This is a genomic window from Mycobacterium talmoniae, from assembly GCF_001854525.1.
Lineage (GTDB): Bacteria > Actinomycetota > Actinomycetes > Mycobacteriales > Mycobacteriaceae > Mycobacterium > Mycobacterium talmoniae.
Map to the genome: position 1 here is coordinate 1 of NZ_MLQM01000156.1, position 12,600 is coordinate 12,600.

At 69.1% G+C, this 12,600-nt stretch carries 8 protein-coding genes and 1 riboswitch; all 8 genes read left to right on the top strand.

The window, feature by feature from the left end; genetic code table 11:
* On the top strand, positions 1-149 hold a 149-nt coding region (locus BKN37_RS21425; protein WP_131823667.1), incomplete at its 5' end, for an FHA domain-containing protein.
* Positions 149-886, top strand: a complete 738-nt coding sequence (ftsR, locus tag BKN37_RS21430) for a transcriptional regulator FtsR (RefSeq protein ID WP_071028973.1) — start codon at positions 149-151, stop codon at positions 884-886. The genes BKN37_RS21425 and ftsR, both read left to right, overlap by 1 nt.
* A 71-nt stretch (positions 887-957) precedes the next feature.
* Positions 958-1,452, top strand: coding sequence for a bifunctional nuclease family protein (locus BKN37_RS21435; protein ID WP_071028974.1), 495 nt, complete (start codon positions 958-960; stop codon positions 1,450-1,452).
* Between the two features lie 252 nt (positions 1,453-1,704).
* Complete coding sequence (locus BKN37_RS21440; protein WP_071028975.1) at positions 1,705-2,313, top strand: MerR family transcriptional regulator; 609 nt, start codon at positions 1,705-1,707, stop codon at positions 2,311-2,313.
* Positions 2,314-2,450: 137 nt separating this feature from the next.
* Positions 2,451-2,548: riboswitch (glycine riboswitch) on the top strand.
* Positions 2,549-2,691: 143 nt separating this feature from the next.
* On the top strand, positions 2,692-5,523 hold the full coding sequence (gene gcvP, locus BKN37_RS21445) for an aminomethyl-transferring glycine dehydrogenase (protein WP_071028976.1): 2,832 nt from the start codon (positions 2,692-2,694) through the stop codon (positions 5,521-5,523).
* Positions 5,524-5,633: 110 nt separating this feature from the next.
* The gene (locus BKN37_RS21450; RefSeq protein WP_071028977.1) at positions 5,634-8,249 is read left to right on the top strand and encodes a helix-turn-helix transcriptional regulator; all 2,616 of its coding nucleotides are present in this window, start codon (positions 5,634-5,636) and stop codon (positions 8,247-8,249) included.
* A 310-nt stretch (positions 8,250-8,559) separates the two neighbouring features.
* Positions 8,560-10,308 carry an AMP-binding protein gene (locus BKN37_RS21455; RefSeq protein ID WP_071028978.1) on the top strand — a complete coding sequence of 583 codons (1,749 nt, stop codon included), beginning with the start codon at positions 8,560-8,562 and terminating at the stop codon, positions 10,306-10,308.
* Positions 10,305-12,600: type I polyketide synthase (locus BKN37_RS21460; RefSeq protein WP_131823668.1), on the top strand; the 2,296-nt coding region annotated here is incomplete at its 3' end. The genes BKN37_RS21455 and BKN37_RS21460, both read left to right, overlap by 4 nt.

The following is a 12,600-nucleotide window of genomic DNA, read 5'->3' on the forward strand; positions in this document are numbered from 1 at the left end:
TCGGCAGCCTCAACGGCACCTACGTCAACCGGGAGCCGGTCGATTCCGCGGTGCTGGCCAACGGCGACGAAGTCCAGATCGGCAAGTTCCGGCTGGTGTTTTTGACCGGTCCGAAGACCGGTGACAATGAGGCCGGGCCGGGCAGCTAGTGACCGCGCCGGACACGCCCGCGCTGGCGGGGATGTCAATCGGAGCGGTGCTGGATCTGCTCCGACCCGACTTCCCTGATGTCACGATCTCCAAGATTCGTTTCTTGGAGGCGGAGGGACTGGTCACTCCGCAGCGCGCCGCGTCCGGGTACCGGCGGTTCACCGCCTACGACTGCGCCCGGTTGCGCTTCATCCTGACCGCGCAGCGCGACCAGTACCTGCCGCTGAAGGTGATCAAGGCCCAACTCGACGCGCAGCCCGACGGCGAACTGCCGCTGTCCGGGTCGCCGTACGGCGTGCCGCGGCTGGTCTCGGTGGCGGCGACCCCCGACACCGGATCCGACGCGGCGGCGGTGGCGCCGACCCGGGTGCGGCTGTCCCGGGAGGACCTGCTGGAGCGGTCCGGGGTGGACGACGAGCTGCTGACGGCGCTGCTGAAGGCCGGGGTGATCACCACCGGGCCGGCCGGCTTCTTCGACGAGCACGCGGTGGTGATCCTGCAGTGTGCGCGGGCGCTGGCCGAATACGGCGTGGAGCCCCGGCATCTGCGGGCGTTCCGCTCGGCCGCCGACCGCCAGTCGGACCTGATCGCGCAGATCGCCGGCCCGGTGGTCAAGGCCAACAAGGCCGGTGCCCGCGACCGCGCCGACGACCTGGCGCGCGAGGTGGCCGCCCTGGCGATCACCTTGCACACCTCGTTGGTCAAGTCGGCGGTGCGCGACGCCTTGCACCGCTGAGGACTAGACTTTCTACGACGGCTTGGCGTTGCACCAGGTCTGGTTTCAGACGTAGCGGAGGGCAGGCACAGATGGGTGAAGTTCGCGTGGTCGGCATTCGCGTCGAGCAGCCGCAGAACCAGCCGGTGCTCTTGCTGCGCGAGGCCAACGGTGACCGATACCTGCCGATCTGGATCGGCCAGGCCGAGGCGGCCGCGATCGCCCTCGAACAGCAAGGCGTCGAGCCGGCGCGCCCGCTGACCCACGACCTGATCCGCGATCTCATTGGTGCGCTGGGGCATTCCCTCAAAGAGGTGCGGATCGTGGATCTGCAGGAAGGCACCTTCTACGCCGACCTGGTGTTCGACCGCAACATCACCGTGTCGGCGCGGCCGTCGGACTCGGTGGCGATCGCGCTGCGGGTCGGGGTGCCGATCTACGTCGAGGAGGCCGTCCTGGCCGAGGCGGGTCTGCTGATCCCCGACGAGAACGACGAGGAACCCAGCGGCGCGGTCCGCGAGGACGAAGTCGAGAAGTTCAAGGAATTCCTGGACAGCGTCTCCCCGGACGACTTCAAGGCCACCTAGCCCGGCGATGATGCGGGCCGTCAGCCGCGCTACCAAATATCACGGATGCGTCTCATCTGGGACTTTAGCCTCGACACGCCCGTCCGGTAGCTTCGCCAGCCCGCCGCGGCGGCCATACTTTGAAGGCAACTTGACGGGTTCAAGGGGCACGACAGCCTGTCGAAAAGCGTATGCTCACAACCACTCGGGCTAGAGCACACGCGGCCGCTGGCTAGCCAGTGACAACGAGCGCGATCGGCGAGAGGAAGCATCGTGGGCGAGCAGCCACGCCAAGAACAGCTGGACCTTGCTGACCATTCCGGCCCGGCTGAACCGAGCGAACCCGTGCAGCCCGGCCTGTTCCCCGACGATTCGGTGCCCGATGAGCTGGTCGGCTACCGCGGCCCCAGCGCCTGCCAGATCGCCGGCATCACCTACCGCCAGCTGGACTACTGGGCACGCACCTCGCTGGTGGTGCCCTCCATCCGCGGGGCCGCCGGATCCGGCAGCCAGCGGCTGTACTCGTTCAAAGACATCCTGGTGCTCAAGATCGTCAAGCGGCTGCTCGACACCGGGATCTCGCTGCACAACATCCGCGTCGCGGTCGACCATCTGCGCCAGCGCGGTGTGCAGGACCTGGCCAACATCACCCTGTTCTCCGACGGCACCACCGTCTACGAATGCACCTCCGCCGAGGAGGTCGTCGACCTGCTGCAGGGCGGGCAGGGCGTGTTCGGTATCGCGGTGTCCGGGGCGATGCGGGAGCTGACCGGCGCCATCGCCGACTTCCCCGGGGAGCGCGCCGACGGCGGCGAGTCGATCGCCGCGCCCGAAGACGAGCTGGCCACCCGCCGCAAGCACCGCGACCGCAAAATCGGCTAGCTTTCTCCCCGCTCCCACCGCGCCTCACCCGCGAGCGTGCGCAAACTGCCAGGTCTTGGCGGCTGTAGCCGTACATTTGTGCACGTTCGCGACGGGGAGCGCGGCCGGGGAAGCGCCCCGGTAAACTCGACGCTGCATCGTCTCGCGCGGGAGAGTTCCGTGACGGCCAGTCACGGACGCCGAAGGAGCAACACCTCTCCGTCAACCTCTCAGGCCCCCGGACCGCGCCGAGATCCGATGCCTCTGGAAAGCGGTGACCGCGGGTCACCCGCCGATGGGGAAAGGCCCCCAGCACGGGCGCCGAATCTCTCAGGCGCCCGGTGCGGGCAGCGACAGAGGGAGAGGAACACCGTCCTCTACCTGTGTCAGGAGTCGCAGATGACCGAGCACACCGAGTTCCGCTTCGCCGACCGCCACCTCGGCCCCGACGCCGCCGCGATCACCGCCATGCTCGACGTCATCGGCGTCGCCTCCCTCGACGAGCTGGCGGCCAAGGCGCTGCCGGCCGGGATCCTCGACCCGCTGACCCACGGCACGGCGCCGGGCCTGGAGGTGCTGCCGCCGGCGGTCGGTGAGGCCGAGGCGCTGGCCGAATTGCGGGCGATGGCCGAGACCAACACGGTCGCGGTGTCGATGATCGGGCAGGGCTACTACGACACCATCACCCCGCCGGTGCTGCGCCGCAACATCCTGGAGAACCCGGCCTGGTACACCGCCTACACGCCGTATCAGCCGGAGATCAGCCAGGGCCGGCTGGAGGCGTTGCTGAACTTCCAGACCATGGTCGCCGACCTGACCGGCCTGGAAGTCGCCAACGCGTCGATGCTCGACGAGGGCACCGCCGCCGCCGAGGCCATGACGTTGATGCACCGGGCGGTGCGCGGCAAGGTGGCCGACCGGCTGGTCGTCGACGTGGACGTGTTCGCCCAGACCGCGGCGGTGTTGGCGACCCGCGCCGAGCCGCTGGGCATCGAGATCGTCGCCGCCGACCTGCGTGACGGGCTGCCCGACGGCGAGTTCTTCGGGGTTCTCGCCCAACTGCCCGGGGCCAGCGGCCGGGTCACCGACTGGGCCGCGCTGGTGGCCCAGGCCCACGACCGCGGCGCGTTGGTGGCGATCGGCGCCGACCTGCTGGCGTTGACGCTGATCACCCCGCCCGGCGAGATCGGCGCCGACGTCGCGTTCGGCAGCACCCAACGCTTCGGGGTGCCAATGGGTTTCGGTGGCCCGCACGCCGGCTATCTGGCGGTGCACGCCAACCACGCCCGGCAGCTGCCGGGCCGGCTGGTCGGGGTGTCGGTGGATGCCGACGGCGCGCCGGCGTTCAGATTGGCGCTGCAGACCCGCGAGCAGCACATTCGCCGCGATAAGGCGACGTCCAACATCTGCACCGCGCAGGTGCTGCTGGCGGTGCTGGCCGCGATGTACGCCAGCTACCACGGCGCCGACGGGCTGACCGCGATCGCCCGCCGGGTGCATCACCAGGCCGAGCAGATCGCCGGCGCGCTCGGCGACGCGGTGGTGCACGACCGCTACTTCGACACCGTGCTGGCCCGGGTCCCCGGCCGCGCCGACCAGGTCATCGCCGCCGCCAAGGCCCACGGCATCAACCTGTGGCGGGTCGACGCCGACCACGTGTCGGTGGCCTGCGATGAGGCCACCACCGACGCGCACATCGCCGCCGTGCTGGAGGCCTTCGGGGTGGCACCCGCCGAGCCCAAGTGCGCCGGCATCGCGACCCGCACCTCGGAGTTCCTGACCCACCCGGCGTTCACCAGCTACCGCACCGAAACGTCGATGATGCGGTATCTGCGCGCGCTGGCCGACAAGGACATCGCGTTGGACCGCAGCATGATTCCGCTGGGGTCGTGCACCATGAAACTCAACGCCGCCGCCGAGATGGAGCCGATCACCTGGCCGGGCTTCGCCCGCCAGCACCCGTTCGCCCCCGCCGCCGACACCCCCGGGCTGCGCCAGCTGATCGCCCAGCTGCAGGGCTGGCTGGTCGCAATCACCGGCTACGACGCGGTGTCGCTGCAACCCAACGCCGGCTCGCAGGGCGAGTACGCGGGCCTGCTGGCCATCCACGACTATCACGCCAGCCGCGGGGAGGCGCACCGCGACATCTGCCTGATCCCGTCCAGCGCGCACGGCACCAACGCGGCGTCGGCGGCGCTGGCCGGCATGCGGGTGGTGGTCGTGGCCTGCCGCGACAACGGGGACGTCGACCTCGACGACCTGCGGGCCAAGGTGGCCGAGCACGCCGAGCGGCTAGCGGCGCTGATGATCACCTACCCGTCCACCCACGGGGTCTACGAGCACGACATCGCCGAGATCTGCGCGGCCACCCACGACGCCGGCGGTCAGGTGTACGTCGACGGCGCCAACCTCAACGCGCTGGTCGGGCTGGCCCGGCCCGGCAAGTTCGGCGGCGACGTCAGCCACCTCAACTTGCACAAGACGTTTTGCATCCCGCACGGCGGCGGCGGGCCCGGGGTGGGGCCGGTGGCCGCCCGGGCGCATTTGGCGGAGTTCCTGCCCGGGCACCCGTTGGCCCCGGAACTGCCCGGCGGGCGCCCGGTGTCCTCCGCGCCGTACGGGTCGGCGTCGATCCTGCCGATCACCTGGGCCTACATCCGGATGATGGGCCCCGACGGGCTGCGGGCGGCGTCGCTGACCGCGATCGCGGCGGCCAACTACATCGCGCGCCGGCTCGACGAGTACTACCCGGTGCTCTACACCGGCGAGAACGGCATGGTCGCCCACGAATGCATCCTCGATCTGCGGCCGATCACCAAAGCCACCGGGGTGACCGTCGACGATGTGGCAAAACGGTTGGCCGACTACGGGTTCCACGCCCCGACAATGAGCTTCCCGGTGGCCGGCACGCTGATGGTGGAACCCACCGAAAGCGAGAGCCTGGCCGAGCTCGACGCGTTCTGCGACGCGATGATCGCGATCCGGGCCGAGATCGACCGGGTCGGCTCGGGAGAGTGGCCGGTCGACGACAACCCGCTGCGCGGCGCCCCGCACACCGCGGCCTGCCTGCTGGCCGCGGACTGGGATCACCCGTACACCCGCGCGGAAGCCGCCTACCCGCTCGGCGCCGCGTTTCGGCCCAAGGTGTGGCCGCCGGTGCGCCGCATCGACGGTGCCTACGGCGACCGCAATCTGGTGTGCTCCTGCCCGCCGGTGGAGGCGTTCGCCTAAGCGCGAAACGGCGCGGCTCAGTCGGGTACCGGAGTAACGTCTGGTTCGCTGCGGAAAGGATGTGAGCCAGGGGGCGCCAGGTGCCAACGGATGCCCGGTCGGGATGGCCAATGGTGGGCCGCGATACCGAGGTTCACCAGGCGCTCGCCGCATTCGACGATTCCACCGACTACCGAGGTGTCGTTCTGGTGGGCGAGGCCGGGGTCGGCAAGTCCACGTTGGCGCATAGCCTCGCCGAAACCCTTGAGTCGCGCGGGTTCACTTTGCGTTTCGCGCTGGGCACCGAGACCGGCAGTGCGGTGCCGCTGGGCGCCTTCTATTGGTTGATGACTCTCGACGCCGCCCAGGAACCCGCCGTCATGTTGGCCACCGCGCAGCGCACCCTGGAGCAGGAAGAGAATCTGGTCGTGATGGTCGACGACGCCCAGCTACTCGACCCCCTATCGGCGTCATTGCTGTACCAGTTGGCCGCGGGCGGTATTGGCCGATTGATCGTGACGATCCGATCCGGCAACATGGTGCCCGATGCGGTGACCGCACTATGGAAAGAGTGGCTGCTACGGCGCTTAGAGGTCAAGGCGTTCACCCCACAGCAGACCGAGGATCTGGTGCGCGCCGTGCTCGGGGGTGCCGTGGATGCCCGGCTGATCAACGAGTTGCACCGCCGGACGGCAGGAAATGTGTTGCTGCTGCGCGGTCTACTGAGCGCCGGTCGGGACAGCGGGGTGCTGGTGCAAACCCGAACCGGCTGGCAACTTCGCGCGCCGTTACGCCCCGACCGTCAGCTCAGCGACCTGTTGGAATTTCGGTTACGGTCTTTGACCGCTGAGGAATTGGATGCGGTCGAGATCGTGGCCGCTGCGGAGGTCTTGGACTGGGAAACCCTGCGTGGGCTGTGTGACGCCGACGCAGTGGCAAAACTGGAGCGCCGCGGCCTGATTCAGTTGGTCGCTGACGAATCGCACACCGTGGCTCGGTTACTGCATCCCGTCATGGGCGAAACAGCCATCCAACACGCCGGGGTGGTGCGCACGCGGCAGCTCAACGGCATGCTGGCACAACACCTTCGCAAGCAAATGCAGGCCCTGGAGCAGCAGTCTCGGGTGCCCGATGTGCGCACCCGGATCCAGCTGGCTCAGTTCATGATGCGCAGCGATTTGGCGCCGGACCTCGGCGTGATCACCGAGGCGGCGTCCTGCGCGCTGACCATGGCCAACACCGCGTCGAGCGAGGAGCTGGGTCGCTTCGCGTTCGAGCACGGCGGTGGTCTGCCGGCTGCGCTGGTGCTGGCCAGCGCGCTGAGCTGGCAGGGCCGCGGCGACGAGGCCGAGGCGGTGCTGGCCGAGGCCGATCCCGAAGGAAGTGACGCGGCGCTGACCGCACAGTGGGGCTGTCTGCGGGCGGCGAACCTGTTCTTCAACTGCGGGCAAGTCGACTCCGCCCGGCGGCAACTCGTCGATGTGCGCGAGCGGGTCGGCGCGCAGCCCATGGTCCAGCTGACCACCGCCCTGGACGTGTTGTTCGCGTTCTTCTCCGGGGATCTCGAGATGGCGATCGAAACTGGGCCGTCGCTGTGCACCGCGGAGGTACTGCCGCTGGCCACGGTGTGGGCGGCGGCGCCCACCGCGTACGGGCTGGGGCTGGTCGGCCGGTTCGACGAGGTCCGCGCGGTCGCCGATGCCGGGCTGCGGGCGGCCGCGCTCAGCGAATCGGGACCGCAACGGTTCGCCATCGGGGTCGCCGAGGCGGTGGCGGCGATGGCGGCCGGCGATTATCGGGAAGCCGAGCGGGTGTGGGAACGCTACTCGGCGATGGCCGCCGGTATCCCGGCCGGCGATGCCATGGTCGCGGCCATCCGCGGCCTGGTGGAGCTTGCCGGCGGTGCACTGCGACCGGCCAGTGCGGCCTTTCACGATTCGATATCGGCATTGTCGGACGGTTTCCCCTCGCTGTGGACGATGCTGACCGCGGCGTGGTGCACCCAGGCCGAGGGCATGCGGGGCGACGCCGCGGCCGCAGCGGCCACGCTGCGGATCGCCGAGCAAAGCTACGGGCCCCAAGCCGCCGTGCTGTTGCCGGAATTGGAGTTGGCGCGGGCCTGGGAACGCGCCGCGGCGGGGCACACCACCGCCGCGCGGACGCACGCACAGCGGGCCGCCCAGATCGCACAGCAATCCGGAATGCCTGCGCTGGAGGTGGGCGCGTTGCATGCCGCGGTGCGGTTGGGGGATCGGTCGTGTGCGGCGCGGTTGGAGGAGTTGGCGGCGGTGTTGGGTACGCCGTTGGCGGCCGGGATGGCCGGGCATGCGCGGGGGCTGGCCGGCCATGATGGTGATTTGTTGGATGCGGCGGCGGATGGGTTTGTGGAGGTGGGGGCGTTGGCGTTGGCCGCGGATGCGGCGGCGCAGGCGGCGGCCGAACATGCCCGCGGTGGGCATCGGGGTAAGGAGATCGGGTCCTCGACGCGGGCGGACCGGTTGGCCGGCCGGTGTGGGCTGCGGACGCCGGCCACGGTGGCCGCGGCGCGGCCGTTGCCGATCACCGAGCGGGAGCGCGAGATCGCCACCCTGGTGGCGTCGGGGTGGTCGAATCGTCAGATCGCGGATCGGCTGATCGTGTCGGTGCGCACCATCGACGGGCATCTGTACCGGATTTTCGCCAAACTCGGCATCAACACCCGCGAGCAGCTGATCGCCCTGCTCACCCCGGACCACGCCGAGGACTAACACCGGGCCCCAGCAACCACCTTTTGCGGGACTACCCTAGGCTCGCCCGCCGACTACTCTACGGCTCACGGCCGCCTACCCTAGGGATTTTCAGCCCGTACTCGACGTGTCACCGGCAACTACTCTACCTGCGGCGATACCCGCTGTTACCAGGGAAAAGGCCCTAGGCTCCCCGCATGACGCGCGCCGCGGCTCAGGCCCCGCGGGTCCCCCGGGGCCCCGGACGGCAACAGGTAGTGCGCTACTCGTGCGCGCAACACTCGGCAAGCGCAACCTGACTCACAGCGAAATGAGAGGCGGCGATGTCACCATGGCTGAGGACTCCCTCACGGCGGTGCTCCAGGAGCGAGCCAGCCGGCAACCCGACGCGACGGCGTACACCTTCATCGACTACCAGATCGATCCGAACGGATTCTCCGAAAGCCTCACCTGGGCGCAAGTCCAGCGCCGAGCCCGCGTCGTTGCCGACGAGCTCCGAGCCTGCGGGGCGACCGGTGATCGGGCCGCCATCCTGGCACCCCAGGGGCTCGACTACATCGTGGCCTTCCTCGGTGCGCTGCAAGCGGGGTTCATCGCGGTTCCGTTGTCGGTACCGCAGTCCGGCGTCCACGACGAGCGCATTTCGTCGGCGTTGCGGGATTGCTCGCCGACGGTCATTCTCACCACGTCGTCCTGTTCGGCGGCGGGCGATATCGCACCGTACGCACAACGCGAGGGCAATAAACCGGCGCCGGAAGTCCTCGAGGTCGACTTGCTCGACGTGGACTCGCCACACGATCTCGGCCCGGTTCGGCCCGCGGTTCCGCGAACCGCGTACCTGCAGTACACGTCGGGATCGACCCGCCGGCCGGCGGGCGTCATCGTCACGCACACCAACGTGATCACCGATATCCAGCAAGCATTTTCGGACTATCTGGGTGGCGTGATGCCTCCGGATTTCGTGCTGGTGTCGTGGTTGCCGTTCTTTCACGACATGGGCCTGATCAAAGGGATCTGCGCGCCGCTGGTGTGCGGGCGTCGCGCGGTACTGATGAGCCCGATGTCGTTCCTGCAGCGGCCGGCTCGCTGGATGCAGGCCCTGGCCACCAGTAACAAAGCCTTCTCCGCCGCACCCAATTTCGCGTTTGAACTGACCGCGAAGAGAACGACGGACGCCGACCTGGCCGGCTTGGATCTCGGTGAGGTGATCGGGATCGCCAGCGGCAGCGAACGGGTCCATGCCGCCACCCTGCGGGCTTTCACCGAGCGCTTCGCTCGATTCAATCTCAAGCCATCGGTGGTGCGGCCCTCCTACGGTCTTGCGGAAGCCACCGTCTATGTGGCCACCGCGGACCGGGGCCACCCGGCCCAGCTGGTGCGCTTCGACTACGAGAAGTTGTCCAAGGGCCATGCCCGGCCGTGCCGCAGCGAGGCGGTCGGCAGCACCGAACTCGTCGGTCACGGCACCAGCCGGTCCACCACCGTGCGCATCGTCGATCCGGAGGCCCGGACCGAGAACCCGGCCGGCAAAGTCGGCGAGATCTGGGTGCACGGGCAAAACGTTTCCCCCGGATATTGGCACAACCCGCGGGAAACCGAGCGGACCTTCGGCGCACGGTTGGTGAACCCGGCCAGTGCAACGCCGGGCGGGGGGTGGTTGCGCACCGGGGATTTGGGCGTCATTTCCGAGGGCGAGCTGTTCATCATCGGCCGGATCAAGGATCTGCTGATCGTGGACGGGTCCAATCACTATCCCGACGACATCGAGGCCAGCATTCAAGAACTCACCCGCGGGCGGGTTGCGGCCATCTCGGTGCCCGACGGTCGGACCGAGCACCTGGTCACCATCGTCGAGGTCAAGCAGCGGGGGGACTCCGCTGACGAGCACCAGCAGAAACTGCGTGCGCTGAAGCGGGCGGTCATCTCGGCGGTTGCGCACATCCATCGGGTGCGGGTCGCCGACGTCGTGTTTGTGGCACCCGGTGCGATCCCGATCACCACCAGCGGCAAGATTCGTCGATCCGCCTGTGTCGAGGGTTACCGGGCGGGACAGTTCGACCGGCTGGACGTGACGCCATGACGGTATCGATCCAGGATGATGTCGCGCTGCGCAACTGGCTGGTCGACTACCTGGTGACGAATATCGGTTGCGCCCCCGACGAAATCGACTTCGATCTGTCGCTGAACGATTTGGGCGTGGGCTCCCGGGACGCGGTGGTGCTGTCCGGCGAACTCGCGGAACTGCTCGGCCGGCCCATCTCGCCGGTGGAGTTTTGGCAGCATCCCACCATCAACGCGCTGGTGGGTTTTCTCACCGCCGCCGAACCGGACTGCGGGTTCGAGCCGGTGCCCGCCGACGATCGCGGCGCACGGGACGAGCCGATCGCCGTCATCGGTCTGGGGTGCCGGTTTCCCGGCGGGATCTCCGGGCCCGACGCGTTGTGGCAGTACCTCTGGGACGGGCGCTGCTCGATCGGTGAGGTTCCCGCCGAGCGCTGGTCGGCGTTCGACGACGGCACCCCCGAGGTGGCGGCGGCGCTGGCCCGCACCACGCGGTGGGGCTCGTTCCTCACCGACATCGACGCCTTCGACGCCGACTTCTTCGAGATCTCCCGGCGCGAGGCCGCCAAGATGGACCCCCAGCAGCGGCTGCTGCTGGAGGTGGCGTGGGAGGCCTTGGAGCACGCCGGAATTCCGCCCACCACCCTGCGCCGGTCGCAAACCGGCGTCTTCGCCGGCGCCTGCTTCAGCGAATACGGATATCTGGCGTCGACCGATTTACCCACCGTTGATGCCTGGAGCAACACCGGTGGCGCGCTGAGCATCATCGCCAACCGGCTGTCGTATTTCCTGGATTTGCGCGGCCCGTCGGTTGCGGTGGACACGGCATGCTCATCGTCGTTGGTGGCGGTGCATCTGGCGTGTCAGAGCCTGCGGATGCGGGACTCCCAGCTGGCCATTGCCGCGGGCGTGAACCTGCTGTTGTCGCCGGCGGTCTTCCACGGCTTCGATCAAGCCGGCGCCTTGTCGCCCACCGGACGCTGCCATGCCTTCGATGCCGCCGCCGATGGGTTCGTGCGGGGTGAAGGCTGCGGGGTCGTGGTGCTCAAGCGGTTCAGCGACGCCCTGCGAGACGGGGATCGGGTGCTCGCGGTGGTGCGGGGGTCGGCGATCAACCAGGACGGCCGATCCAACGGGCTGATGGCGCCCAACCCGGCCGCGCAGATGGCGGTGCTGCGTGCGGCCTACACCAACGCCGGGATCCCGCCGCAGGAGGTGGATTACGTCGAGGCGCACGGGACCGGAACGTTCTTGGGGGATCCGATTGAGGCGCGTGCCCTCGGCACGGTGTTGGGCCGCGGCCGCCCGCCGGATTCCCCCCTGCTGATCGGTGCCGTCAAGACCAACCTGGGCCATTTGGAAGCCGCCGCGGGGGTGGCGGGCTTCATCAAGACCGTGTTGGCGGTGCACCGCGGCCAGATCCCGCCCAACCAGCAGTTCGAGGCGCCAAACCCGCACATTCCGTTCGACGAGCTGCGGCTGAAAGTGGTGGCCGACCATGCGCCGTGGCCGGCGGTGCGCCGGGTTCGGCGGGCCGGGGTGTCGTCGTTCGGCTTCGGCGGCACCAACGCGCACGTGGTGATCGAGCAGGCGCCGCTTGCCGATCCCGGCGCCCGGGACCGTGATCCGGCGGTGACCACGCTGGTGGTCTCGGGTAAGACGCCGGAGCGGATCGCGGCCACCGCCGGGGTGGTGGCCGAGTGGATGGCCGGACCCGGCGCGGGGGTGGGGCTGGCCGAGGTGGCGCACACCCTCAATCATCATCGGGCGCGGCATCCGCGGTTCGCCACGGTGTGTGCGCGGGACCGCGACCAGGCCCTGGCCGCGCTGCACGCGCTGGCCGCCGGTCGGTCGGCCGACGGTCTGATCATCCCCCACGACGGCGACTGCGGATCGGGCACGGTGTTCGTCTATTCGGGCCAGGGCTCGCAGTGGCCCGGCATGGCCCGGCAATTGCTGGCCGACGAACCGGAATTCGCCGCCGCGATCGATGAATTGGAACCGGTGTTTGTCGAGCAGGTGGGATTTTCGCTACGCCAAATTCTTGCCGACGGTGCCGTGCTGGCCGGGGATGCTCGGGTGCAGCCGGTGTTGATGGGCTTGCAGTTGGGGTTGACCGAGTTATGGCGCTGCTACGGGGTGATTCCGGACGCGGTGATCGGGCATTCGATGGGGGAGATCACCGCCGCGGTGGTGGCCGGGGCGCTCAGCGTGCCGGACGGCCTGCACCTGATTGGGGTGCGGTCGCGGTTGATGTCACGGTTGGCCGGCCAGGGCGCGGTCGCTCTGCTGCATGTGGATGCCCTAGCTG